Genomic DNA, 24,901 nt, shown 5'->3' on the forward strand with positions numbered 1-24,901 from the left:
ACATGTCACGGTTCCCGACCGCGGGGCACCTGTGTTCCTGGGCAAAGTTCTCCCCGGGCATCAACTCCTCCGCAGGCAAGACCAAGGGAAACGGTTCGACCGGACACGGTAACCGCTATCTCGCCCGGATCCTTGGCGAGGCCGCCGTCGGGGCCAGCAAAACTCACACCTTTCTGGGCGAACGCCACCAGAGGCTCGCGCGGCGGCGGGGCAAGAAACGCGCCATCGTCGCCACCGGACGTTCCATCCTCGTGATCATCTGGCACCTGCTGGAGAACCCGGACGCACGGTTCAACGACCTCGGGCCCGACTACTTCAGCCGCCATACCAACCCAGAGNTAGACGGTGCGGACAACGTCCTCGTAGCTGAACTTGGGCTTCGCTGCGCCCCAGGCGTCTGCGCCGGCCTGGCCGATGTTGACCACCAGGAAGCTCTTCTGGTCGCCGGCCGGGAAGAACGCGGCGTCGATGGCACCGAAGTCGGCTCCGGTCATCGGGCCGGCTGCGAGGCCGAGGGACCGGACGGCCAGGATGAAGTAGCCGGCCTGCAGGTGGGCGTTGTTGTTGCCGGTGGACGCAGCCAGGTCCGGGGCGGCGTCGTATATGGCCTTCGGAGCGTTGTATTCGGGGAGGAAGTTGTCCCATTGCTCGGCCCAGGCGGTGTCGTAGCTGAGGATGGCAACCAGCGGCGCGGAGGCGGTCTTGGCCTTGTTGCCGTTGGCCAGGGTGTCGACCAGCGTGGCGCGGGCCTCGTCCGAGCGGACGTAGGTCACGCGGAGGGGCTGGGAGTTGAAAGCCGTGGGGCCGAACTTCGTGAGCTCATAGATGGCGCGGGCCTGGTCCTCGGTCACCTCACCAGTAAAGGAGTTGGCCGTGCGGGCCTCGGCAAAAATGGCGTCGACGGCGGCCGAATCGATAACCGCTTCTTCGTGGGCAATAGTCATGGCGTACCTTTCGCTGGGCCGCTCATCGCAAATGATGGGCCGGCGGTCTGCTTTCCATAGTTGTAACTTCAAGCAGGCCGGACCTCTTCCCAATACGCAGGTGACGTTCACCACAGCGGAGGCGGGATTTCTGCTTGACCCCTCCAGAAAGCCTGAGGAACATAGGCGGTAAAGGCGCAGCCTGCCTGATCGTGCTCCCTGCGCCGCCCGACCCCAGCAGGGACGTGAAAACATGTCGGAGCCTCGGAATCGCCCATCACGGATCCGGTTCTCCGCCGTTCTGGCCGCCATCGTGGCAGTCGTGCTGACGGGCTGCACAGCGGCACCGCCGGCGCCTGTGCAGGTCACCCGAGCGTCCGTGACGTACCGGACCATCCTGGCGGAATTCAGCAAAAGGATGCTGGACCTCGGAGCCCCGGCAGTCCTGATCGAGGCGCGGATCGACGGCGAGACATTTTCGTCGGCTCGCGGGGCCCGCAGCCTCGAAACGTCGACGCCGGCTGAGGTCACCGACCCGGTCCACGTCGCCAGTGTCACCAAGTCCATGGTCGCCGTTTCGGTCCTCAAGCTCGTCGAGGAAGGCATCATCCAGATCCAGGACCCGGTGGGACGACACCTCCCCGAATTCGACACCCTGATGAAGCCGCCAGGCCCTGTCACGGTGGAGCATCTCCTGCGGCACACCAGCGGAATGCCCAACTATCACGACCCGCAACTGACGTCGCGCACGCTGCAGCAGGCGCTGACGCAGCCCATCACGGCTGAAGAAATTCTTGCCCTGACAGCCATCGTGCCCTGGGTGCTGACGCCCGGCGACCGCATGCTGTACGCCAACGCGAACTACATTACCCTTGGCCTCATCGTGCAGCGCCTGCGCGGCCAGCCCATCGCCCAGATCTTCCGGTCAGACATTATCGACCCCCTCAGGCTGACCGGCACGCATATGACCGGCCCCGGTCCGGCACCCGCAAACATGGTCCATGGCTACATCACTGTCGACGGCGTTCGGCTGGACACTGCGTACCTGGCCGGGCTCATCGGCAACACCGCGGCCGGCCTCGTCTCGACTGTCGGCGACGTGAACACGTTCTACGCTGCGCTCATGGACGGGCGGCTCCTGAAGCCCGACACCGTCAAGGAGATGCTGCTGGCGCCCGAGGGCTACGGGCTGGGCCTCGACCGGTGGGGCGACGCCTGCGAAGGCGGCTTCTACTACGGCCACGCGGGCGACACGGCAGGATACGGAACGATGGCCCTGACAACCCCGGACGCCAGGCGCCAGTTGACCATTAATCTGGCGTATCCACCTGGACCGCTAAACCTCACCCCGTACGCGCCCAGCATGAGCTGGCCTGGGAAGTATTGAGGATCGCGCGGAAGGCACTCGACAGCACTTGCTGAACCCGGACCGGGCCGCGCGGTATTGTTGCACCGGAAGATCCCAGCCCCAGCGGCAACCCCCTTGAAAGGCCCCGACCATGAGCATGCTCGGAATGAAATGGAAGCTCCACGGCACCGGCAAATCGATTAAGCCCGGCCACGTGGTTGCTCCGGATGAGCGGCTGGCCTGGCCTCTGACCATCGGCGTGGGCATGCAGCACGTCGTAGCCATGTTCGGAGCCACCTTCCTGGTGCCCATCATCACCGGGATGCCACCGGCCACCACCCTCTTCTTCTCCGGCATCGGCACGCTGCTGTTCCTGGTCATCACCAAGGGGCGGGTGCCCAGCTACCTCGGCTCCAGCTTCGCGTTCATCGCGCCCATCATGGCGTCCCAACAGCAGTTCGGCGTGCCCGGCGCGCTGGGCGGAGTGGTGCTCGCCGGCGTCGCACTGGCCCTGATCGGCGCGATCGTGCAGAAGTTCGGCGCGGGCTGGATCAACCGGCTGATGCCGCCCATCGTCACCGGCGCCATCGTGGCACTGATCGGCCTGAACCTTGCACCCGCGGCGAAAATGAACTTCGACGCCGCCCCCGTCACCGCCGTCATTACGCTGGCCACCATCATCCTGGTCGGCGTTCTTTTCCGCGGAATCGTCGGCCGGCTCAGCATCCTCGTGGGCGTGGTGGTGGGCTACCTCGTCGCCATGCTGCGCGGCGAAGTGAGCTACGAAAAAATGGAAGCCGCCGCCTGGATCGGCCTCCCGCACTTCCAGACCCCCGAGTTCCACGTGGGCGTGCTTGGCCTCTTTGTCCCCGTGGTACTGGTCCTCGTGGCCGAAAACATCGGGCACGTGAAGTCCGTGGCGGCCATGACCGGCCAAAACCTCGACGGCGTCTCCGGCCGCGCGCTGATGGCCGACGGTGCCGCCACGGTCCTCGCCGGCATCGGCGGCGGCTCCGGCACCACCACGTACGCGGAGAACATCGGCGTTATGGCGGCCACCAAGGTGTATTCGACGGCGGCGTACTGGGTTGCCGGCGTCTTCGCCATTGTGCTGAGCTTCTCGCCGAAATTCGGCGAACTCATTGCCACGGTCCCGCCGGGCGTGCTGGGCGGAGCGGCCACCATGCTCTACGGCATGATCGGAATCCTGGGCGTCAAGATCTGGGTACAGAACAAGGTGAACTTCTCCAACCCGGTGAACCTGACCACCGCCGCCGTCGCGCTGATCATCGGTATTGCCGACTACACGTGGACCATAGGGGAACTGACGTTCACGGGCATCGCCCTCGGCTCAGCCGCCGCCCTGGTGATTTACCACGGCATGAAAGCCATCGCGAAGGCCCGCGGCTCGGTGGCTGAACCGGAAACGGAGCAGGCGGGCCTGCCTCCTGCCGTGAGGGCCGCCGTCAACGCAGCAGCGAAACGCGCGCCGAAGAAACGCTGACCTTTTCGGGCCCCGGGTCAGGCTCCTGCGTCAGGCCGCGCGACCGCCGCCGATGAATGGTCCGGGCGGGGTTCCGATGCCGAAGACCGGCCGCGGCTCGGGACGCTTGGCGGACAGCTCCGCTTCTGGCGGGTGCTTCAGTTGCCGGATCACCCACGGAACCAGGTATTCCCGTGCCCAGATGAGGTCCTCGGTCCTGGCCTCCTTCCAGCTGCGGGGCAGCGGCGGCTTGGGCGCCAGGGGCTCCAGCGTGTGCGGGACACCCAGGGCCTTCAGCACGGCCGCGGCGATGGTGTGGTGCCCCAGCGGTGAGAAGTGCAGCCGGTCCGGATCCCACATGCCCGGGTTCGACAGTTCGCGCAGGAACCACAGGTCAACCATGACCGCGTCATGGCGGGCCGCCACCGCGTGGAGGTTCTCATTGAAGATGGCCACTTTGCCGCGGATCTGGCTGAAGACCGGCGTCGCACCCCAGTCCGGCCCGGCAAAGAGGACCACGGTGGCGCCGGACCTTGCCAGTTGTGCCACACCGTCGTCGATTTTTTCTGCGAGCCGGTCAGGATCGCTGCGCCGGAAAACAATGTCGTTACCGCCGGCGGAGAGCGTGACCAGGTCAGGTTTCAGGGCGACCGCCGCGGCAAGCTGGTGGTCGAGGATCTGCTGTACCAGCAGGCCCCGGACGGCAAGGTTGGCGTAGGCGAAATCAGGCTGGTTCGCACTGAGCTCCTCGGCCACACGGTCCGCCCAGCCGCGGAAACCGCCCTCGCTGCGCGGCTCGGGATCCCCGATCCCCTCGGTAAAGGAATCGCCCAGTGCCACGAGGCGGTGCCACGGGTGGGGCGCCGGTTCCACAGCGGTGTTCTTGGCTGCAATGTCCTGTTTCCAGACGTTCATGCCGTGCTCCCTGTTTTGTAGGGTCCCTCGCTGAGGGAGGGGGTTTCAAGTCCAGCGAGTCCCCGGAAAGGGGCGTTTTCCCGGCCACGTCCGGCCGGGTCCAGGCGCGAGGCAGCCACAATATTCAAGGCGGTCTCACGAAGCCCCTGGCGGGTATGCCGCGCGACGGTCCGGAGGTACTGCAGGGCCGCCTCATGGCCGAGTCCGTAATCGGATTTGAGGGCGCTTACTGCCAGGTCCATAAGCACCATGGAGCTTTGGGCTACCGCAAGTTGCGCGCCGGCTTCGGCCCGCTCCGCCACCCGCACCACCATCCACAGCGACCGGGCAACCTGCCGCGCATACCGGCGCGTCCTGATGATGTCCTCGCTGGTGAAGGCGTGGGGAGTGGACGCGTAGAGGCTCAGTGCGGCGCTCCAACCGGCGGCGGCCGCAATCGGCATTGACAGCAGCGACCTGACGCCGTGGTCCGCGGCAGCACTGGCATAGCCCGGCCATCGCCGGTCGCGGGCGACGTCGGCCAGGTGCACAAAATCCCCCGTGCGCACGGCCTCAAGCACGGGTCCGTCTGCAAACGAGCACTGTTCTTCGTCTGCGGCGCGGGCCGCGGGGGTGCCGGCGGCGGCGGTTCGGGCCGATCCGCGGCGGAAGAAGGTGGCAGCCCAGCTGATCCCGCGGGAATCGCCATCGATGTCGCGCATGAACTCGCGGGTAACCGCAGCAAGGAAGTCTTCAACATCCGTGCTGTCGAACACCACATCCTGGGGGTCGGGAAGCGATTCCCAGCCCGGCTCCCCCGGTGTCTCCGCGGCCATGTTCCACGCCTAGGTTCGAAACGCGTGGCCCACTGCAAAACCTGCTTCTAGGATACGTCCGGTGAAGGCCCCCCAGGGCGTGGACCACCCACATAAAAACCGCAGTCCGGGCACAGAACAGTGCTTACCCGGCGTCGAAACTTTCGTCGCCGTCGTCGTTCGGTGATTCGTCCTTGGCGCGGTCGGTTCCGCTGCCGTCCGGCAGGCCGGCAGCATCCTGTCCGGATTCCGACGAGAAGGGTTCAGAACCCTGCGAATCGGCGTTGGCGTCGTTGATCTCCGCCTCGGCGGAGGGCACGACGGCGTCGCGCGGGATGGGCGGTTCGCCCGGCTCGAACCCGGGATCATTGGTGTCACTTTCGGCGTGGTGCTGGTCATCGGTGCCACCGAAACGGCCGGCACCCGGCTCGCCGGCACTGTCCTTGTCTTCCTCATCGAAGTGGCTGAGATTGGGCGTGCCCGTGGCGAACGTTTCGCCGTCGGGGCTGTTCTGGTTCAGGCCGGCGGCATCAAAGTCCTCTTCCTCACGGGGCTGGGCGAACTGCTTAGTCTCCGCGCCGCCCACCTCCTGTTCCGCCGTCGGCGTGCCGTAGCCGCCCACTTCCACGTGCGGTTCCGTGCGCTGGTTGTCCTGACTCATGGTTCCTCCTGTTGTGGATGTGAATCTGACGTGCAAACTTCGTTACAGGCCCTTGCCGCCGGTCACCGGCAGCACTGCTCCGGAGATGTAGGATCCCTGGTCGGACGCCAGCAGCACATACGCCGCGGCCAGCTCCGCCGGCTGACCCGCCCGCTGCAACGGCGTGTCCTGCCCGAAAGTGGGCAGCTTGTCCGGCCATTCCGTGGCGGGGATCAGCGGAGTCCAGATGGGGCCGGGGGCCACCGCGTTTACGCGGATTCCCTTTGGTCCCAGTTCCTGGGCCAACGCCTTGGTGAAGGCAACCTGCGCTGCCTTGGTCATGGCGTAGTCGATCAGCCCCGGCGAAGGATTAAGGGCCTGGATGGAGGCCGTAGTAACGATCGAGGAGCCGGCTTTCAGGTGCGGAACTGCGGCCCGGGCCGTCCAGATCAAGGAATAGAGATTGGTCTTGAACACGCGGTCGAATTCCTCGGTGTGGAGTGACTCGAAGCTCTCGCGGTTCTTCTGGTAGGCGGCGTTGAGCACCACCACGTCCAGACCGCCGAATTCAGCCACAGCATCAGCGACGATCCGGGTGCTGAAGTCCTCCTCCCGACCGTCTCCGGCCAGCAGCAGCGCGCGCTGGCCCGCTTTGCGGATCCAGGCGGCGGTGTCCTGGGCATCTTCCTCTTCTTCCGGAAGGTAGGAAATTGCGACGTCGGCCCCCTCGCGGGCGAACGCGATGGCCGCCGCCTTGCCGATCCCGGAATCGCCGCCGGTGATGAGCGCGGCCTTACCCTGCAGCGCACCGCGCCCCTCGTAGCTGAGTTCGCCGTGGTCCGGCTTCGGATCCATCGGCGCGGTGAGTCCCGGCTGCTTCTGTTCCTGCTTCGGGAAGGGCCCGGAGTAATAGCCGTCCCGGGGGTCTGTGGGCGGGCCTGTCCGGTTCTGCGTATCGCTCATAGTCCACCTCTTCATTGAATCGGTTTTCGAAGGGCTCCGGCCGGCACCGGCTCTTTGAAACTATCCCGCCCGGAGGAGCAAAGTCCAGCGCCCGGAGGAAATAATCAGTAAACGTATCAAACGTTGCCCTTGGCGCAGCTTCAGCCTAGTTTTGGAGCACACGCCCAGCCCCGGAGCAAGGAGAAACATGTCGGATGTGGAGGACTTCACCGGCAGCACCGGCCGGAATGAAACCCGCGAGGAGCAGCTTGACCGGAACTGGGCTGAGTTGCTGCAGGAACTCCGGGTGCTGCAGACCGGGGTCCAGATCCTGGCCGGTTTTCTCCTGACGTTGCCGTTCCAGCAGCGGTTCGAGGACCTGGACGATTTCCAGGTGGCCCTTTACCTCGTCAACGTTGTGATCGCGACGCTGACCACCGCCTTTATCCTGCTTCCCGTCAGCGTCCACCGCCGGCTCTTCCGCCAAAGGCTCAAGGAAACCCTGGTCTCCAGCGCAGACACCATTACCAAAATTGCCTTGGCCGGCGTGGGGATGCTCAGTGTCGGGACAGCCGCCCTTGTCTTCGACGTGACGGCCGGCCGAGCCGCCGGCCTGACCGCCGGCGGAATCCTGCTGGCAGTCCTTCTGGTGCTGCTGGCTTATGTCCCGCTGCGGCTCAATAAACGCGCAGCCGAACAGTAGCCAGGTCAATAAGCCAGCAAGCTGCTGGGGATCCATTCGAAGGAGTGCACATGCGCACGTGGGCCAAGGAACACGGGCTTTTGCTCGCCAACGCCGGACTTTTCCTGGCGTTTTTTGTTGGCATGATCCTCTCCGGAGCTGCCGCCTACGGCGAGGACCAGGCGGCCCACGGGCAGCCGGGAGTCACGGTTCTGGACTACCTGTCTACGGGAAATTTTGTGGAGCCCACGTTTGAAAACTGGGAATCCGAGTTCCTGCAGATGGCCATGTACGTGATCCTGACCGTGTTCCTTTTCCAGAAGGGTCCTCCGAATCCAAGCCTGTGGGCAAGGCTGCGCCGCAGGACCAGGATCCGCGCGATGCCACCATCAGCGAGGCCACGCCGTGGCCGGTGAAGCGCGGCGGCCTGGTGCTGAAGCTGTATGAACACTCCCTGTCCTTGCTCCTCCTGGCACTGTTCATCGCCTCGTTCACACTGCACGCCTTCGGCGGCACGTCCGCATACAACGAGGAACAGCTCAGCCACGGCGAGTCCCAAGTGACGATCCTGGAGTATCTGGCCACCAGCAGGTTCTGGTTCGAATCCTTCCAGAACTGGCAAAGCGAATTCCTCGCCGTGGCGGTCCTGGTGGGCGCCTCCGTCTACCTCCGCGAAAAGGGCTCACCGGAGTCCAAGCCGGTGGCCGAGCCGCATTATGAGACCGGGGCCTGAGCGGCGCGCGCCTAGTCAGCCGCAGCCCAAGCAGTAAGCCCAGCGCCGCCGGGGGCTGGCTTCAGGCGCCTTCCAGAACCTGGCTGGTAGCCCAGGCCAGGTGTTTTGCCGCGTTGGCGACGGCGTCTTCCGGGCTGGCCGCGACATCCAGCAGCTGCGCGGCGGCTACCACGCCGTGCGCCGCGAGGTCCTCGGGCGTCACCATGATCCGCCCCGCCACCACGATCACCGGAATCCCGCGTTCCCGGGCGGCGTCGGCGAGCGCGATGGGGGCCTTGCCGGTCAGCGACTGCGAGTCCATGGAACCCTCGCCGGTGATCACCAGGTCGGCGTTGTCCAGTTGGCCCGCGAGGCCGGTGAGCCCGGCGACGAGCGCGAACCCGCCTTCCAGCCGGGCGTTGGTGAAGGCAAGGAACGACGCCGGGAAGCCGCCCGCCGCCCCGGCTCCCGGGATGTTGACGTCCCGGCCAGTCGCCTCCCGGAGTACAGACGCCCAGTTGCGGAGACCGGCGTCGAGCTGTTCCATTGCCTCGTCGTCGGCGCCCTTCTGGGCCCCGAAGACGTGGGCCGCGCCTGTGGCGCCATAGAGCGGGTTCTGGACGTCCACGGCGATCCTGAACGAGGCGGCGGACAGCCGGGGATCCAGTCCGGTGGCGTCCAGGGCTGTAACGTCGGCGAGTGATCCGCCGCCCAGCGGCACAACGTTGCCGGCGGCGTCCAGCGGCTTGAGGCCCAGCGCACGCAGGGCACCGCTGCCGCCGTCGGTCATGGCCGATCCGCCCAGACCCAGCACAATCTCGGTGGCTCCGGCGTCGAGGGCCGCGGCGATCAGCTGTCCGCAGCCGTAGCTGTGGGCCCGCAGGGCGTTGGCGGGGGTGGGCTCCATCTCGGCCAGGCCGGAGGCCTGCGCCGTCTCGATGACGGCGGTAGCACCGCCGTCGGCGTTCTTCCGGATGGCCCAGGCGGCGCCCACGGGGGCGAGGATGGGACCCACGACGGCGTTGAGCCGCTCCTCGTAGCCGGCCGAGACGGCAGCCTCCAGGGTTCCTTCACCGCCGTCGGCGATTGGAAACTGGTTGGCGACGGCGTCCGGGTAGACGCGCAGCGCACCTTCGGCGATGGCGGCGGCGGCCTCCGCGGCGGTGAGCGAGCCCTTGAACTTGTCCGGAGCGATGAGAATGCGCATGCCGTCCATCATGCCAGCCATGTCCGGGAAAGCGCTTGCCCAATCCGGCATGCGGACAGCGCGGGACGCCCCTACCGGCGGGCGTCGGGATCTTTGGCCTTGAGCACCGCAAAGTAGCCCGGTACGCGGCTGTTCCCAGCGGCGTCCATCAGCGGGTTGGTCTCGATGGTCGCGGCCCCGTCCTCCACCAGCGTCCACCGGTCCTTGGGCATCACACGGGCGAGCTCCTGCGGTCCGAAATGGGCCGGCATGGGCAGTGTCCGGATCGCGAGCTCCAGCGGGGCCGGGATGCTCCGCAGCGACGCACCCAGATGCGCGACGTACTCCACCGGGTTGCCCGGGAAGTTCGTCTCCGCCAGAAAGACTGTGCCGCGGGCGCCCACGAGCTGCCTCAGATTTTCCATCAGCGCGGCCTGATCGGCCTCGGTCAGAACGTGCAGCACGCCACGGACAAAGACGTTGGCATCCGTGGATCCCACCAGCCCGGAGACAGCCCCCAGCTCGGTCATGTCACGGGCCAGGTAGCTGACACCCTCAACGCCCGCCGATTCGTCCCGGGCACGGGCCACCGCGTGCGCAGACACGTCAACGCCCAGCACCTGCGGTGAAAAAGCAGTCAGCGCGCGGCTGAAGGCGCCGTGCCCGCACCCCACATCCACCACCGGAAGGTTGGGATCGAAGTGCCGCTGCAGGATGTCCCGGTAGCCCAGCAGCTCCTGGTCCGTGCCGGAGTCCCACAGCACGTCACTGCGGGCGCCTGTCCGGGCGATTCCGGCCCAATACCTGTCCCAGGCCGCGGTCCTGTTTTTGGGAGCCGACCAGGACAGCCTGATCAGTTTGGGCAGGATCAAGTACTTCCGCAAGGCGGCGAGCACCGGTTTCGCTGGGGATGGCATCGTACAAATATAAGACGCCGAACACGCCGCAGCAGTTTGGCCGGGCGGGTCCGTTCAGGCGGTGGCCGCTGGCTCCTTCAGCAGCCAGGCCATGGCATCGTCGCGGGACGTAAAGAACCGGGTGGGGCAGGGCAGTTTGTTGATACCCAGGATGAAGTTGGCCAGTACTTTGTCAACGGGCGACGCCCCCAGCAGCGCAACGCGGGAGGCCTGGCAGGGGCGGCCAAAAACCGTACGGGCTCCCCGGCTGACCTTGGCCGTGGTGGCCATATCCACCAGCATGGGGTGTCGGCGGGCGCCGCACAGGTCATTGACCTTCTGCATGGCCGCCTCAGCGTCGGATTCCGTAATGGACACACCCCGCGGCCACTTCAGCTGGATAACACCCCGTTCATCCAGCGTCAGGTCCGTCTTGGCCGCTTCTGCAGGCTGACTCGTCACGATTACCCTCCGCGCATTCTTATAGGAACAGGTATGCTCCGTCACCCTACAATGTACTCAGTCAGGAGCAAGCAGGTGCTCACTCAGGAGCGAAGGGGGCAGGTTTGCCAGCGGTCACACCACATTTCGCAACCGTGCCATACCTGGCTGTCGTTGCGGACCCCGACGCCGGGCGCCGGGAATTCACCACGGCGGCACTGGAAGCGGCGGGCTTCACGGTCAAAACTGCCGGCGACGCCGCCAGCCTGTCGGCGCTTCTGGACCAGCGCGAGCCCTCCGTCCTGATCCTGGACAGTTCACTCTCCGACGTCGACGCGACCGCCCCTGTGCTGGTCCTCGTGGATCTCGACAGTCCGGCAGAGGTCAAGTCAGTGGAGCATGCCGGCGTACGGGACTCCATCGCCAAGCCGCCTGCTGCCAAGGAACTCGTCCACCGCGCCACAGCCCTGATCAACCTGGTCTCCCGCCGGAACGAAGCGCGGCAGGAAGCGGAGACGCTCCGCGAAAGGCTGCGGCAGGTATCCGCGGCGGTCCGCGGAACCAACCATCCGCAACAGATCGCCGACTTTGTGGTCAGGGGGTTCGGCGAGACGTTCGGCGCGGACCGCGTCTGGCTGACCACATTCGACGACGACAGGGTGCCACCCATCACCGCCCAGTGGCAGCGGCCCGGCCTTGCTCCGCTGCCCGAAGGATTGTTCACGAACGAAGACCCGGCGCGCAGGACGGCTGACGCACTGTGGTCGCGGGCTGAGGCCCTGACGGCGGACGGAGAGTTCGCACCGCTGGGCACCGGCGACGTCCAGCTGCCGGCCGAACTCGCGAAGCTGCGCGCCGCCGCATCCGTGGCCGTCCCAATGGGGGACGGCAGCTCGTCCCTGGGAATTATTTGGATCGCCCTGCTTAACTCGCCCAGGGAATGGTCGCGGGCCGAGCTGGCACTGATCCAGCACGTGGCAGGCAATACCGCCCACGGCCTGATCCAAAGCCACCTGATCACCAGCCAGCAGCAGGTGGTCAAGCAGCTCCAGCAGCTGGACAAAGCCAAAACCGACTTCCTGGCCACCGTCAACCATGAGCTCCGCACGCCGCTGACATCGATCATGGCGTACCTGGACATGATCCAGGAGAATACGTCCGATCCCGTGTCCAGCGAGGTCCACCAGATGCTGGACATCGTGGTCAGGAACACGGAACGGCTGCGGTTGCTGATCGAAGACATGCTGAGCGTTTCCCGCAACGGGCATGAACAAAGCCCGCTGCACCTGACCCCTGTCCGGCTGGCTCGGACTCTGGAGATCGTCACCGCCGCGCTCAGGCCGCTCGCGACAGTGCAGAACGTCGCCATTGTGATGGCCCGCGCCTCGGAGGATCAGGAAATCCTTGCCGATGAGGTTCAGCTCCAGCAGGTTTTCACGAATCTGGTCTCCAACGCCATCAAGTTCACCCCCGGCGGCGGACAGATCGACGTCGTCAGCCTGACGCGGGCAGATGCAGACGGCACCCGCTGGGCGACGGTCAGCGTCTCGGACAGCGGGATAGGGATCTCCAGCGACGAGATAGCCCACATCTTCACCCGCTTCTACCGCGCCTCGAACGCGATGTCCGGGGCGGTTCCGGGCACCGGACTTGGGCTCGCCATCACGCAGGACATCGTCCAACGCCACGGCGGCCGCATTGACGTAACCTCGGAGCTGGGCGTTGGCACCACTGTCACCGTGAACCTCCGCCTTGGAGCCCACGCGTCCCACGGAACCTGAACCCGGAAAGGAGGCACCAGATGTTCGCTGACGATGACCCCAGGCTCTCCCAGCTGCTCGATGGCATCGTCCGGCTCGCCTCCGGAGACCTCCAGTCGCGCATAGAAGTATCGCCGGCCCGGGACGAGCTCGACGCCATCATCATGGGCACCAACCTCCTGGCCGAGGACCTGCAGATCATCTACGAAGAGCTTGAGCAGCGTGTTGAGGTCCGCACACAGCTGCTGCACGAAGCCCACCGCGAAATGCAGATGATGGCCATGCAGGATCCCCTAACCGGCCTCGCCAACCGCTCGGCGCTTCTGTCCGCACTGAAGTCCGCCCAGGACCACGACGGCGATCCCCTCAGCCAGCCCGTCATCCTCCTCCTTGACCTTGACGCCTTCAAATCCATCAACGACACCCTCGGCCACACTGCCGGCGATCAGGTCCTGATCACCGTGGCGCAACGCATCCGCAGCGCCGTCCGGACCAGCGACGTGGTTGCCCGGCTGGGCGGGGACGAGTTCGCCATCGTTATGCCGGCCACGGGCGCCGACCAGGCCACCGTCGTAGGCCAGCGCATCCTGGCCGCCATCAAGGAACCCATTGACCTGCCTGACCGGACCGTCCGCTGCGGGGCGAGCGTAGGACTCAGCGTCGGGGCGGCCGGGCGGAGGGCCGAGGACCTGCTGATGGAGGCCGATGTGGCCATGTACGCCTCCAAAGCCGAGGGCCAGAACCGGCTCCACGTCTTCGAACCCGGGCTCCTGCTCATCCGCAGGCTCCGCAGCCAACTCCTGGAGGATCTCCGGGCCGCCATCAAGGGCAACGGTCTGGTGCTGCACTACCAGCCTGTGGTTGAACTGGGCACCGGCCGCATTGAAGGGGTGGAAGCCCTGATCCGCTGGGACCACCCCACCCGCGGCCGCATCATGCCGGACGAGTTTATCCCGCTGGCAGAAGATGCCGGCCTGATCTCCGAACTGGGCCTGTGGGTGCTCAGCACCGCTGTAGGCCAGCTACGCACCTGGATTGATGCCGACGTGGTGGACAGCCGGTTTTCCGTCCGGATCAACATCTCTGCAACGGATCTGCAGAGCCTGCAGTTCATCGAGGACGTCCGCGCCGTGCTCAAGGAGACAGGCGTCCGTCCCGAGCAGGTTGTCCTGGAGCTGACCGAAGCGGCCATCGTCAGGGGCAACGAACTGGACCGGTATTCCCTGGGCGGGCTGCGCGGGCTGGGGGTCGGGATCGAGATCGACGACTTCGGTACCGGATACTCCTCCATCAGCTACCTGCGCCGGCTCCCCGTGGACCGGGTCAAAGTGGACCGGTCCCTGATCGAGGGCCTGGGTACAGACCCCAGCCAGCCGGCACTGGTGGCTGCAGTCCTGCAGTTAGTGCGCGCCTGCGGGCTCGAAGCCGTGTGGGAAGGCGTGGAAACGGCGGAACAGGCCGAGCACCTCCGGAACCTCGGGTGCCTCAGCGCACAGGGCTATTTCTTCAGCAAGCCCGTTCCGCCCGAACGGATTCCTGCGCTGTTGGCCGAAACTTCTTCCGAAAGTAATAGAGGTTGATCGATTAAGGGCTGCGCTTTGGATCATCCCGATATACGATCAAGTTGCGGTATCCGATTCTTCGAGGCCAGGAAGATCGGCATTAATCAGAAGTAGCGAATTCCGAAGGCATCTGGAAATTTGAAAATAAAGGGGCCAAGGAGCCATTACTTCGTCAACTGGGGGCGTTGCTAATGACGGTTCGGGTACAAGCTTGGGGAGTTATTGCGGCGGTTTTGGCGGATTCCGATCCTGCCGGGGCGGCAATACGTCAGCGCCTTAGCAACCGCTTGGGGGAAAACCCCGGCATGCCGGAACGGGCCCTGCTGGAATATCTTCTGGAACGCCGGCAACAGGACACCACAGACGCGAACACGCCCGACACCGCGCGCTTCCCGCAGCCTCCCAGCGCCATGCCGCCACAGGTGGCCGAGCAGCTGGATTCCTTGCGCAGCCTGTCGCGGATCAGCGCGCTGCTGGAAAACCAGATGTTGATGACCGCGTTCCAGCCCATCTACGGCCTCGAGTCCAAGGCCGTAGTGGGCGTAGAGGCGTTGTCGCGCTTTGTCAGCGACGACGGCGCCAGCGCGGAACTCTGGTTCGCCGAGGCGGCCGCCGTTGGATTGGGAGCCAACCTGGAATTCTCGGCACTCGCATCCGCAGCCGCCGCAGCCGCAAAACTCCCCCCGCAAGTCTATGTCGCCCTGAACATCTCCCCCACGTCATGCCTGGATCCCCGGCTGCCCGAATTGTTCGACCACATCGAGCTGCCAATAGACCGCATTGTGCTCGAATTGACGGACGGAATTTCGGACGAGGAATACTCGCATTTCGTTTCCGCAATTACGCCGCTCCGGGAACGCGGGCTGCGCATTGCAATCGATGACTCACACCCCGGCGCGGGCGCCCTCAGCCGGATGCTCCATCTGCGGCCCGACTTCATCAAGCTGGGCAGGAACGTGATCAGCGGCGTGGACACGGATACGTCCCAGCACGCCCTGGCCGCTTGCCTGGTGGACTTCGCGGAGCAGATCGGCAGTATTCTGGTGGCCGAAGGTGTTGAAACCACCGAGGAACTGATGGTCCTCACAGAGTTGGGCTTCAGCGCCGGCCAGGGCTACCTGCTGGGCCGGCCCTCGGTGCAGCCGAAGGATTGGGCGGCATGGAATACGCCGCTTGACCCCGACGGGCTCCACCGCCTCGCCGCAGCAGCCGATCACGGCACCCACGGTCCCGGCGGCTCCGACTAACGCAAGTCAGCCGCCGGGCCACTCGCCTCGCTCCTGCAAGACCTGCTTCAGCAGATCCGCGCGGTCCGTCACGATCCCGTCCACGCCCAGGTCAAGCAACCGGTGCATCTCGGCGGGGTGGTTGATGGTCCACACATGGACCACCAGGCCCAGGGCGTGCGACCTCCGCACATAGGCAGGCGTCACCACGCGGATCGCCCCGTACCGGACCGGAACCTGCAGCGCCTGGACATCCCGCAACGGACCCCGCAGGACAAATCGCAGCCACGCGGCCGGAAGCACCGGCCCCAGCAGGACGAACAGCGCGTTCGTCACCATCCCGGCGGACGACGCCACCGGGCGGCTCAGCAGCTCCAGCACCGCCCGGCGTCGGCGGTCCGAAAAACTGGCCACCAGGACCCGGTCATGCGCGCCGTGCCGTTCGATGCCGGCGGCCAGGCTTTGCACGGAGTTCCAGTCTTTGACGTCCAGGTTCAGCCGGGCGGCCGGGAAGGCCACCAGGAGGTCATCGAAGAGCGGCACGGGCTCGCGCCCGCCGATCCGCGCGGTGGAAACCTCGGCGGCGGTCAGCTCGGAAATCCGGCCACGGCCGTCAGTGACCCGGTCCAGGGTGTCGTCGTGGAAGAGCAGCAGCACGCCGTCGGAGGTGGTGTGCACATCCGTCTCGAGGTACTCATAGCCAAGTTCGGCGGCGGCCCGGAAGGCGGCCATCGAGTTCTCCAGCCCCTCCCGCGAGAATCCACGGTGGGCCATGGCGATGGGATGCGAAGGACGGGCAGCACCGCCGGAAGCATCAAAAAACGGCTCAGTCACGCTTGTGAGCGTACCGGAGCCGCTGGGCTATGCGTCCAGCGGCACAATCTCCACGCCGTCACTGCAGTGCAGCAGCGTGCGGCCGTGGCCGTCGTCCAGATCCACCCACACAGCGGTGTGGTCCCACGTGATGGCGTCCACGAACCCGCTGGTTTCGTATCCCGGGGCGCGGCGGACGCGCACGCGGTCGCCCTCTTTCAGTGCCTTCCAGTGCGCAGCCGGCTCTGCCGGGCGCAGCGGCGCTTCGGCCGCGCGTTGGTTGCCGTTCCTTGCCATGACTTCCCCTTTAGCCGCGGATGTGTATCCGTTGCCCACGGTAGGCGGCAAACGTGAACGGAAGGTGAGCGGAAGCTGTGAATTTCCGGCTACAGAGCCGGGATCAGGACAGCTCTACGCCCAGCGCCGCGAGCCTGGCCTCGAGAACCTGGGCCACGCCGTCGTCGTCAAAGTGGGGTGCCTGCTGCCCGGCGGCGCTGATGGCGTCCGGATGGCCGCTGGCCATGGCGTACCCGTGGCCTGCCCAGCGCAGCATCTCGACGTCGTTGGGCATGTCCCCGAACGCCACGACGTCGGCCGCGTCAATGGACAGGGAGTTGGCGTATTCGGCCAGGGTGACGGCCTTGTTGACGCCGGGGAGCGACAGTTCCAGCATCGCCACGGTGGGCGCGGAGTGCGTGGCGGCCGCCAGGTGGGCGACGGCGGGCCGCACCGCGGCCAGGAAGTCGTCCGCGGTGCCATCCCTGACAATCGCCAGGAATTTCACGACGGCGTCGTCCGGGGTGAGCGTTTCGGCCAGCGGGGCGGGGGTAAATTCGGCCAGCAGCTCGCTGGTGCCGTTCTCGATGAAACCGGGCTCAAGATGGAATCCGGTCAGTGTTTCCGCGGCGAAGAGAGCGGCCGGGCGCAGTTCCTTGATGATCCGCCGCAGTTCCAGCACCGCGTCCATGCCCAGCGTCCGGGCGGAAACCAGCCGGTCCGCTTCGAGGTCCCACACCACGGCGCCGTTGGAGCAGATGACCGTGCCGGTGTGGCCCAGCTGTTCCTCCAGCGGGTGGAGCCAGCGCGGCGGGCGGCCGGTGACAAAAACGAGCTCGATGCCGGCGTCCCGGCAGGCGTGGAAGGCCCGGACGGTGCGGTCGCTGATCTTTCCGTCGTGCCCAAGAATCGTTCCGTCAATATCACTTGCTACCAGCCGCATCCTGCCAGTCTACGTGGGGCAGGGGGCTTCCCGGGCCGTGAAGCCTCCTCCCTGGGGCCGGCCTGTTGGAGTCGCCCGGCGACGTTTTTTGACGCCGCGCTACGTTCTGTTGAGCCTGCACGTCGTTGCGTGAACGGTTGACGGCAGCGGCGACGTGGCCATCAACCCCACCGAAAACGCCCAGACGCTGAAACTGTTCCAGGACGGAAAGCTCGACGGCGCGTGGCTGCCTCAGCCCTGGGCCTCCCGCCTGGTGCTGACCGCCGGGGCCAAGGTCCTGGTTGACGAAAAGGACCTCTGGGACGGCTCACTCTCCGGCAAGGCCGGCGAGTTCCCCACCACCATCCTGGTTGTGAACAAGAAGTTCGCCGCCGAGCACCCGGACACCGTAAAGGCGCTCCTTAAGGGCCACGCTAAGTCCGTTGACTGGCTGAACAGCGCGGCTGCAGCCGAGAAGGCCAGCGTCATCAACGCTGCCCTCAAGGAAGCGGCCGGTGCCGAACTGAAGGCCGACGTGATCGAGCGGTCCCTGAAGAACATCGTCTTCACGGTCGATCCGCTCGCCGGAACCTACCCCAAGCTGCTCAAGGACGGCGTGGAGGCCGGCACCACCAAGCAGGCAGACATCAATGGCATCTTCGACCTGACGGCCCTCAACGAGGTCACCGGGGCGAAGACCTCGGCTGCCGGGCTCGGCAAGGAGTAGACCGCGTTCAACCCGCCCGCTTGCCTGCAACTTCTCCGGATTGCAGACAGGTGGGCGGGTTTTTCGCGTTCCCTCCGGGTTTCTTTTCGGGCCGACCGGCCGGGTCGATAATGACCGTATGGTTCACTTCACCGCCACTGTTCAGCTGCGGGGTCCCAATCCCTTCGTGGACGTCCCGACGACAGCTGTGGCTGAGCTGCTGCCGCTTGCGGAGCATGGCCGGATCAGGGTGACCGGCACGCTCAGGGGTACGGAGTTCAACGCCACCGTGATGCCGGTCTCAGGTCCGGACGGCACTTCCTGTATCTTTCCGGCGGCCTGAGGACGGCAACGGGCGTGCGCATCGGGGAAACGGTCACATTGGACGTTCAGGCGCTCAACACCAACGAGGTCATCCCACCCGGAGATTTATCGGCAGCCCTGGACGCGGCCGTGGGAGCGGCAGGCAACTGGGGGCAGCTGCCCGTTTCGCAGCGGCGGGAGTTGACGCGCTTCCTTGAGGACGCCCGAACCCCGTCGACGCGGGCGCGCCGGGTGGAGCAAATTATGGCCCAGGTGCTGGGCGGGGACGTCCGGCCGCCGGGCCTGCGCGCGGTGGGCTGCCAGGAGCATCTGCAGGGCCTAACACCCTGAAGATCACGCGCCATGACCCCGCGTCGCAGCGAACAAGCCCTGATAGTATTCCAATATTCATTGGAATACTGGAGGTCGAAAGTGAACCGGGACGCCTACGCGCACGTGGCGCGCATTGGAAAGGCCATCAGCAGCGGAAACCGGCTCGAACTCCTCGAGCTGTTGGCGCAGGCTGAGCAGTCCGTTGACAGCCTGTCCCGCTTGTCCGGCATGGGGGTGACGACCGTTTCTGCCCACCTGCAAGTACTGAAGGGTGCCGGCCTGGTGCGGACGCGCAGGGATGGCACCAGGATCCACTACCGGCTGGCTGGTCCGGAGGTCGCCGGATTGTTCGTGGCGATGAAGAACATGGCGGCCCGGGTCCTCCCCGGCCTCTCCACCATCGACGGTGAGAAGGACTCCGGCAGCGGCCGCGATGACTCCGTGCCGCTGATCCGCACCATCGAGGAAATCCGCGAGGCATACATGCTTGATGTCCGCCCCGCGCACGAATACCAGGCAGGCCACTACCCGGGAGCGGCATCGATTCCCCTGGACGAGCTGGCCTCCCGGATCGGGGAAGTTCCGCGGGATCGGAGGGTCATCGTCTATTGCCGGGGCGAATTCTGCCGGCTCGCCCGTGATGCGGCACGTCTGATGCGCGGGCAGGGCATCGACGCGTACGCCATGGATGAAGGCGTCCTTGAATGGCGCGCCAGCGGCGACGTCGACCTGACCGCCACCGCATAGGCCCCGGCTGTGCAGCAGATCCCAGAAAAACTGGTCCAGTTCTACTCCTTTTCCCCGGAGCGCCGCCATGCGCTCTATCGGCGCACCCTCGCCGTCGTCATCATTTCCCAGATTTTCGGAGGGGCCGGTCTCGCCGCCGGCGTCACCGTCGGCGCCCTTCTGGCCCAGCAGATGCTCGGCACCGCAGGGCTGGCAGGCATCCCGGCGGCACTATTCACGCTCGGCTCAGCCGGGGCGGCCTTCCTGGTCGGACGGATTTCCCAATCCCGGGGCCGCCGTGCCGGCCGGGCCTCGGGATTCATCGCCGGCGGCATCGGAGCAGCCGGCGTCGTCCTGGCAGCGGTAACGGACAGCGTGGTCCTGTTATTCATTGCCCTTCTCGTCTACGGTGCCGGAACGGCCACCAACCTGCAGGCACGGTACGCCGGAACCGACCTCGCGCCACCCCAGCGGCGCGCCACCGCAGTCAGCCTGGCCATGGTGTCCACAACACTCGGCGCCGTTGCCGGACCGAACCTGGTCACCCCGATGGGCGCATTCGCCACAGCCTTGGGCATCCCGGCCCTGGCCGGACCGTTCCTGCTCGCCTCAGTCGCCTACGCCTTCGCGGGCCTGGTGCTGTATTTCTGGATGCGGCCCGACCCGCTCCTACTGGCTACCGCGATCAGTGCCCAGGACCGGGCGGAGACTGCCCCGGCCACCGATTCGCCGTCCACCCCGGAACCGCCGGGGAACAACCGCGGTGTCGCCGTCGGCACCACCGTCATGGTCCTCACCCAGATTGCGATGGTCGCCATCATGACCATGACCCCGGTCCACATGCAGTCGCACGGTCACGGCCTGACCGAAGTCGGAGTTGTGATCGGCATCCATATCGGCTTCATGTACCTGCCCTCGCTGATCACTGGCGTCCTCGTCGACCGGCTCGGCCGGGTCCCCATGGCCGTCGCCGCGGGCGTGACGCTCCTGGCAGCCGGGATCCTTGCGGCAACGGCCCCTGCGCAATCCATGGGGCAACTGATGATCGCACTCGCGCTGCTCGGACTGGGCTGGAACTTCGGCCTGATCAGCGGCACGGCCCTCATCGTCGACGCCACCCCGCTCGAAACCAGGGCCAAGATACAAGGCTCCATTGATGTCCTTATCGCCCTTGCCGGCGCAACAGGCGGCGCCCTGTCCGGAGTCGTCGTCGCCGGCGCCAGCTACGCCGTTCTGTCCCTGGCCGGAGGCGTCCTGTCCCTCCTTCTGATTCCCGTCGCGGTCTGGTCACAACGTACAACACCCCGTAACTGAGTGCCCCGCCGATTTCGGACGCCGCGGCCGGCGCCGTCCCGGCTAACCCTGGCGGGCTTCCCCGGCGACCAGGCTACACCGTGCGCGACCGCAGCGACGTGCTCGAAGGCGGCGGCTATCCCGGCGCGCCGGACTTGCGCGGCGCGCCAGCCTCGACGGGTAGCCCGGCCTCAGCCCACTCGGGATAGCCCTCCTCGAGCCTGACGGCAGGCATACCCTGTTCCCGCAGCGTCCGGACCGCCTCGTCGGCGAACACGCAGTACTGTCCGCGGCAGTATGCCACGATGATGCGGCCGTGCGGCAGGTCCTTCATCCTCCCCGCCAGCTCTCCGACAGGAACCGAAACCGCGCCCGGGATGTGGCCGGAGCGGAATTCGCGCTCAGGCCGCACATCGAGAACTACGACATCTCCGGCGGCCATTCGGTTGGTCAGCTCAGTCCGGGTCAGGGAGTCCAAGGCCGCCCTGTCCCCCAGGTAGGCCTCGGCGAGTTCGTCGAGTTCTGCGACATGCTCGGATGCAACCTCCCGCACGGCCGCCCAGAGTCGCGTGACAGCGGTGCCGCTGAGGCGGTAATGGATCCGCGTTCCTTCGCGACGGGTGCGCACCAGGCCTGCCCGCAGGAGCTGCTGAAGATGCTGCGAAGTATTGGCGATGCTCTGCCCGATTTCCTCGGCAATTTCGTCCACAGGGCGCTCACCCTGGGCCAGGACATCCACTATCTCGGCGCGCCGACCACTGCCAAGGACCTTGGCCACGGAAGCAAATGCATCAAACAGCTTGTCCTTTGCCGGCCTGTCACTCATGCCCGATCCTCCGCAAATCATATTCAAGTAGGTACTTGACAAGATATACCCACCGGGTGTCGTATTCAAGTATTCACTTGAATACCACCCGGGCCGCGCCACGGACCCCGGGACAACCCGGAAAAGAGGCGAATTGCGATGGAATCGACAGCGACCTTCCGCAATGGCATTGACGTCGACCAGCTACTGGGGACCATCGATGCGATCCAGGCAGATCCCACCCAGGGCAGCTTTACGTTCAGAGCCACCAGCACCTGGCGCGGCGGCACCCATAACTCGGGAAAGATCCTGGGATTCACCCATGCGGGGGAACCCGACACCACCCGGACCGGAGACTTCACGACCGAGGGTGACGAACCTCCCGTGCTCCTCGGAAACAACGCCGGACCCAATGCCGTCGAACTGCTGCTGCAGGCCCTGGGCTTCTGCTACGCCGTCGGATACGCGGCCAATGCGGCCGCCCAGGGTATAGAGATCAGTTCACTGGAGTTCCACGTCGAAGGCGATCTGGATGTTCGGCCCTTCCTCGGCCTCGAAGGACCTCGGCCCGGATTCACCGCCATCCGTGCGCAGGCACGGGTCTCCAGCCCGAATGCCACCCCGGAGCAGCTTCAGTCCCTATGCCGGTATGTCCAGGACACGTCACCGGTCCGCGACTGCCTGGCCAACCCGGTTCCGGTTGAAACCACCCTCGAAATCGTATGAAGCACGGGTATAGCCATGGACATGGGAACAGCTGCAGTTGACCGAATCGAGCTTGAGGACAAGGTCAAGCAGGTCTATCGGGCGGTGGCCCAAAACCCCGCTGGCAAGTACCACTTCAAGATGGGACGTGGTCTTGCGGAGCAGCTGGGCTACCCGGCCTGGCTGCTGGACGCGATCCCTGCCGCCGCCGTCGAGTCCTTCGCCGGGGTGGGATATTTTTTCGACCTGGCGGACCTCAGGCCCGGAGAAAAAATCCTGGACCTGGGCTCAGGTTCGGGGATGGACGTCTTCGCCGCCGCCGTCACGGTGGGATCCGGCGGGCAGGTGGTGGGCCTTGACATGACCGAGGAGCAGCTGGAGAAGGCCGACGGCCTGCGGAAAGAGGGCGGCTTTCCCCAGGTCGCCTTCGCGCACGGGTACATCGAAGAACTCCCCTTCGACGATGCCAGCTTCGACTGCATCATCTCCAACGGCGTCATCAACCTGTCCGCGGACAAAGCCGCTGTGTTCCGCGAAGCGGCACGCGTGCTGCGCCCAGGAGGACGCCTGGCGGTTGCCGATATCGTCACCGAAAGGCCGCTGACCCAACAGATTGTCTGCAACATTGATCTCTGGGCCGCCTGCATCGGTGGCGCCACGCAGGAAGACACCTACCAGGAATTGATCGCCGGCAGCGGGTTCGCGCTGAAAACGCTCCGGACGAATCCGTATGAGTTCCTCTCCGACAGCGCCCGTGCGGCGACCACGAAATACGGCGTCAGGAGCCTCTCGATCCTCGCGTATGCCGGCTGACCTGCGGCACGTTGCCTTCGGAATTGCGCCACGCATAAGGATCCCCAAAGCGCTCCGGTTGCGGTGAGGGCAGATGTCTCATCGGATTGCGTGCCGTTGCCTCCGCGTGGCCAAGCCGGCGGTCGGTGATGCCGGAATCAGCCTAAGTTGCAACTGAGTTCAGTTCGGCACGCGTGGGCGGGTTGGCGCCCGGGCGGGAAACCGTGACGGCCGCCGCGCGGGCAGCGTGGGTCAGGAGCTCAGCCAGGCCCTCGGCCGGAAGCTCGCGCAGGTCCTTCCGGTTCTGCGCGCCGTCCAGGCCCCGGTCCACGATCCCCGAAAGCAGCGCGGCCATAAAGGAATCACCTGCGCCCACGGTGTCGGCCACTTCCACGCGAGGCGCGTCAATCGCGGCTTCACCGGCGGCCGTAATTCCCCACGGACCGGCCGCGCCCCGCGTGACCACCACCACGGCCGGCCCCTCGGAGCCACCCAGCGACAGCCAGCGGCGCGCTGATTCCAGCACATCCACACCCGGATACAGCCACTCCAGGTCCTCGTCGGAGGCCTTGACCACGTCCGAGAGGGTGACAAACTTCTCCGCCTGCGTCCGTGCATAATCCACGTCGGTGATGATGCTGGGCCGGCAGTTGGGATCGAAGCTGATGGTGGCGGCGGGATGGGCGTGCTCGACGGCGGCGAGCACCGCCGCGGCGCCCGGCGCCAACATCGTGGCGATGGAGCCGGTGTGCAGCAGGGTGGTTCCCTGCAGCATAAAGGCGAGGCGGTCCGCCAGGCCGGGAAGCTCCCAGGCGAGATCGAACGTGTAGGTGGCGGCGCCGTCGTCGTCGATTACCGCGGTGGCTACGCTGGTTGGCAGCTCGTCGGGGCCCAGCGGCAGCATAACGGAGCTGGAGCGCAGGTGCGCCGCCACCGAATCCCCGTAGGCGTCGCGGCCGTAACGGCCGACGAATTGCACGGGATGGTCGAGGCGGGCCAGGCCCACCGCGACATTAAGGGGACTGCCGCCCACGTGGGCTTCGATTCCGGAGGCGCGCTGGACAACGTCAACAAGGCCCTCGCCTATAACTGTGAGCATGGTCATACTCTGCCAGAGATGCGACTGCCTACACAGGCGTGTTACGCGTCGCCTACCATGGAGATGTGACATCCCATGACCTCCAGCCGATGACGGCTGCCATGCCCGACGTGGAACACGTCCTGGCGGTCCGCGGCACCGGCGGCTACCGGCAATACAGGATCCCCGCCCTCGCCGTCTCGCGGCAGGGCACCCTGCTGGCCGCCTATGACGGCCGCCCCAACCTCGATGACCTGCCCAACCCGATGGACCTCCTGCTCCGGCGCAGCACGGACAGCGGCCGGACCTGGGGCGAGCAGCAGATGGTGGGGACGGGCGGCGGCCTTAACGGCTACGGCGATCCGAGCCTCCTGGTGGACGTGGATACCGGCCGGATCTTTATGTTCCACGCCGCCGGTACGCATGCCGGATTCTTCGAAGCGGCGGCCAGGCTGGAGCCTAACTAGTGTTCCGTGTTAATGGTTTGTTTGCGTTTCATCTTGCCCAGGAGATAGTCCGCTGATTTGGTCCAGGTAAATGGTTTGGCGTCCTGGTTGTAGTTCTCGATGTACCGTTCCATGGTTTGTTCGAGCTCTTTGATGGAGCTGAATGCGCCGCGTTTGAGGCACTGGCGGGTGA

25 protein-coding genes and 4 pseudogenes are annotated in these 24,901 nt (G+C 65.9%); 16 read left to right on the top strand and 13 right to left on the bottom strand.

All coding sequences use genetic code 11. From position 1 onward, the window contains the following. Positions 1–2: 2 nt before the first annotated feature. Positions 3–101 (top strand): annotated as a pseudogene (locus tag NG697_RS20080) (hypothetical protein); the annotation flags it as partial. Between the two features lie 240 nt (positions 102–341). On the opposite strand, the pseudogene NG697_RS20085 reads toward NG697_RS20080, so the two are convergent. Next, a pseudogene (locus NG697_RS20085) lies at positions 342–944 on the bottom strand (malonic semialdehyde reductase); the annotation flags it as partial. 232 nt (positions 945–1,176) lie between these two features. Here NG697_RS20085 and NG697_RS20090 point away from each other — a divergent pair. After that, positions 1,177–2,310 (top strand): serine hydrolase domain-containing protein, encoded by a 1,134-nt coding sequence (locus NG697_RS20090; protein WP_252615013.1) that lies wholly within the window; start codon positions 1,177–1,179, stop codon positions 2,308–2,310. Between the two features lie 112 nt (positions 2,311–2,422). Further along, on the top strand, positions 2,423–3,775 hold the full coding sequence (locus NG697_RS20095) for a uracil-xanthine permease family protein (protein WP_252610894.1): 1,353 nt from the start codon (positions 2,423–2,425) through the stop codon (positions 3,773–3,775). Positions 3,776–3,805: 30 nt separating this feature from the next. On the opposite strand, the gene NG697_RS20100 is transcribed toward NG697_RS20095, so the two are convergent. The 4 genes from NG697_RS20100 to NG697_RS20115 form a co-directional block, all read right to left on the bottom strand. Continuing rightward, complete coding sequence (locus tag NG697_RS20100) at positions 3,806–4,669, bottom strand: SGNH/GDSL hydrolase family protein (protein ID WP_252601993.1); 864 nt, start codon at positions 4,667–4,669, stop codon at positions 3,806–3,808. Then, positions 4,666–5,484: a GAF domain-containing protein gene (locus NG697_RS20105; RefSeq protein ID WP_252601991.1), complete on the bottom strand. Its 819-nt coding sequence runs from the start codon at positions 5,482–5,484 to the stop codon at positions 4,666–4,668. Before NG697_RS20105 ends, NG697_RS20100 begins: the two co-directional genes overlap by 4 nt. A 124-nt stretch (positions 5,485–5,608) precedes the next feature. After that, the gene (locus NG697_RS20110; protein WP_252601988.1) at positions 5,609–6,124 is read right to left on the bottom strand and encodes a hypothetical protein; all 516 of its coding nucleotides are present in this window, start codon (positions 6,122–6,124) and stop codon (positions 5,609–5,611) included. A 42-nt stretch (positions 6,125–6,166) separates the two neighbouring features. Further along, the gene (locus NG697_RS20115; protein ID WP_252601985.1) at positions 6,167–7,066 is read right to left on the bottom strand and encodes an SDR family oxidoreductase; all 900 of its coding nucleotides are present in this window, start codon (positions 7,064–7,066) and stop codon (positions 6,167–6,169) included. 187 nt (positions 7,067–7,253) lie between these two features. On the opposite strand from NG697_RS20115, the gene NG697_RS20120 reads away from it, so the two are divergent. Beyond that, the gene (locus NG697_RS20120) at positions 7,254–7,748 is read left to right on the top strand and encodes a DUF6328 family protein (protein ID WP_252601982.1); all 495 of its coding nucleotides are present in this window, start codon (positions 7,254–7,256) and stop codon (positions 7,746–7,748) included. Between the two features lie 50 nt (positions 7,749–7,798). Continuing rightward, positions 7,799–8,460, top strand: a pseudogene (locus NG697_RS20125) (DUF6766 family protein). A gap of 61 nt (positions 8,461–8,521) precedes the next feature. Here the strand turns inward: NG697_RS20125 and NG697_RS20130 are convergent. The 3 genes from NG697_RS20130 to NG697_RS20140 all read right to left on the bottom strand — a co-directional run bounded on the left by NG697_RS20130 (position 8,522) and on the right by NG697_RS20140 (position 10,983). Further along, positions 8,522–9,646: a glycerate kinase gene (locus tag NG697_RS20130; RefSeq protein ID WP_252601979.1), complete on the bottom strand. Its 1,125-nt coding sequence runs from the start codon at positions 9,644–9,646 to the stop codon at positions 8,522–8,524. Between the two features lie 71 nt (positions 9,647–9,717). Continuing rightward, a complete protein-coding gene (locus tag NG697_RS20135) occupies positions 9,718–10,542 on the bottom strand; it encodes a class I SAM-dependent methyltransferase (RefSeq protein WP_252610891.1) in 825 nt (274 codons plus the stop codon). 54 nt (positions 10,543–10,596) lie between these two features. Continuing rightward, the gene (locus NG697_RS20140; protein WP_252610890.1) at positions 10,597–10,983 is read right to left on the bottom strand and encodes a DUF7793 family protein; all 387 of its coding nucleotides are present in this window, start codon (positions 10,981–10,983) and stop codon (positions 10,597–10,599) included. 134 nt (positions 10,984–11,117) lie between these two features. Here NG697_RS20140 and NG697_RS20145 point away from each other — a divergent pair, with 134 nt between their 5' ends. The 3 genes from NG697_RS20145 to NG697_RS20155 all read left to right on the top strand — a co-directional run bounded on the left by NG697_RS20145 (position 11,118) and on the right by NG697_RS20155 (position 15,531). Further along, positions 11,118–12,743, top strand: coding sequence for a sensor histidine kinase (locus tag NG697_RS20145; RefSeq protein WP_252601973.1), 1,626 nt, complete (start codon positions 11,118–11,120; stop codon positions 12,741–12,743). A gap of 20 nt (positions 12,744–12,763) precedes the next feature. Continuing rightward, positions 12,764–14,302, top strand: a complete 1,539-nt coding sequence (locus NG697_RS20150; RefSeq protein ID WP_252601971.1) for a putative bifunctional diguanylate cyclase/phosphodiesterase — start codon at positions 12,764–12,766, stop codon at positions 14,300–14,302. Between the two features lie 287 nt (positions 14,303–14,589). Continuing rightward, positions 14,590–15,531 carry an EAL domain-containing protein gene (locus tag NG697_RS20155; protein WP_252601969.1) on the top strand — a complete coding sequence of 314 codons (942 nt, stop codon included), beginning with the start codon at positions 14,590–14,592 and terminating at the stop codon, positions 15,529–15,531. 6 nt (positions 15,532–15,537) lie between these two features. Here the strand turns inward: NG697_RS20155 and NG697_RS20160 are convergent, their stop codons facing one another. From NG697_RS20160 to NG697_RS20170, 3 genes are all read right to left on the bottom strand, one after another. Then, complete coding sequence (locus tag NG697_RS20160; RefSeq protein WP_374209961.1) at positions 15,538–16,344, bottom strand: glycerophosphodiester phosphodiesterase family protein; 807 nt, start codon at positions 16,342–16,344, stop codon at positions 15,538–15,540. Between the two features lie 27 nt (positions 16,345–16,371). Then, positions 16,372–16,620 (bottom strand): hypothetical protein, encoded by a 249-nt coding sequence (locus NG697_RS20165; RefSeq protein ID WP_252610889.1) that lies wholly within the window; start codon positions 16,618–16,620, stop codon positions 16,372–16,374. 103 nt (positions 16,621–16,723) lie between these two features. Further along, the gene (locus tag NG697_RS20170) at positions 16,724–17,542 is read right to left on the bottom strand and encodes an HAD family hydrolase (RefSeq protein WP_252601965.1); all 819 of its coding nucleotides are present in this window, start codon (positions 17,540–17,542) and stop codon (positions 16,724–16,726) included. 136 nt (positions 17,543–17,678) lie between these two features. On the opposite strand from NG697_RS20170, the pseudogene NG697_RS20175 reads away from it, so the two are divergent. The 5 genes and pseudogenes from NG697_RS20175 to NG697_RS20195 all read left to right on the top strand — a co-directional run. After that, positions 17,679–18,248 (top strand): annotated as a pseudogene (locus tag NG697_RS20175) (ABC transporter substrate-binding protein); the annotation flags it as partial. Positions 18,249–18,366: 118 nt separating this feature from the next. Beyond that, positions 18,367–18,570, top strand: a complete 204-nt coding sequence (locus NG697_RS20180; protein WP_252610887.1) for a DUF1905 domain-containing protein — start codon at positions 18,367–18,369, stop codon at positions 18,568–18,570. 14 nt (positions 18,571–18,584) lie between these two features. Further along, a complete protein-coding gene (locus NG697_RS20185) occupies positions 18,585–18,881 on the top strand; it encodes a YdeI/OmpD-associated family protein (RefSeq protein ID WP_252601959.1) in 297 nt (98 codons plus the stop codon). A gap of 81 nt (positions 18,882–18,962) precedes the next feature. Continuing rightward, a complete protein-coding gene (locus NG697_RS20190; protein ID WP_252601956.1) occupies positions 18,963–19,610 on the top strand; it encodes a metalloregulator ArsR/SmtB family transcription factor in 648 nt (215 codons plus the stop codon). A gap of 9 nt (positions 19,611–19,619) precedes the next feature. Next, positions 19,620–20,903, top strand: a complete 1,284-nt coding sequence (locus NG697_RS20195) for an MFS transporter (protein ID WP_252615014.1) — start codon at positions 19,620–19,622, stop codon at positions 20,901–20,903. Positions 20,904–21,018: 115 nt separating this feature from the next. Here NG697_RS20195 and NG697_RS20200 read toward each other — a convergent pair whose 3' ends face one another. Next, entirely contained in the window at positions 21,019–21,708 is a 690-nt protein-coding gene (locus NG697_RS20200; protein WP_252601952.1) for an ArsR/SmtB family transcription factor, read from the bottom strand. A gap of 138 nt (positions 21,709–21,846) precedes the next feature. Between NG697_RS20200 and NG697_RS20205 the strand changes: the two genes are divergently transcribed. Further along, on the top strand, positions 21,847–22,413 hold the full coding sequence (locus NG697_RS20205; protein ID WP_252601949.1) for an OsmC family protein: 567 nt from the start codon (positions 21,847–21,849) through the stop codon (positions 22,411–22,413). Positions 22,414–22,434: 21 nt separating this feature from the next. Then, positions 22,435–23,205 (top strand): methyltransferase domain-containing protein, encoded by a 771-nt coding sequence (locus tag NG697_RS20210; protein ID WP_252615015.1) that lies wholly within the window; start codon positions 22,435–22,437, stop codon positions 23,203–23,205. 142 nt (positions 23,206–23,347) lie between these two features. On the opposite strand, the gene NG697_RS20215 is transcribed toward NG697_RS20210, so the two are convergent. Continuing rightward, the gene (locus NG697_RS20215; RefSeq protein ID WP_252615016.1) at positions 23,348–24,283 is read right to left on the bottom strand and encodes a carbohydrate kinase family protein; all 936 of its coding nucleotides are present in this window, start codon (positions 24,281–24,283) and stop codon (positions 23,348–23,350) included. 65 nt (positions 24,284–24,348) lie between these two features. On the opposite strand from NG697_RS20215, the gene NG697_RS20220 reads away from it, so the two are divergent. Continuing rightward, positions 24,349–24,729, top strand: a complete 381-nt coding sequence (locus NG697_RS20220) for a sialidase family protein (RefSeq protein ID WP_252615017.1) — start codon at positions 24,349–24,351, stop codon at positions 24,727–24,729. Positions 24,730–24,901 lie beyond the last annotated feature (172 nt).

Origin of the sequence: Pseudarthrobacter raffinosi, from assembly GCF_023913835.1 — a bacterium.
Taxonomy (GTDB): domain Bacteria; phylum Actinomycetota; class Actinomycetes; order Actinomycetales; family Micrococcaceae; genus Arthrobacter; species Arthrobacter raffinosi.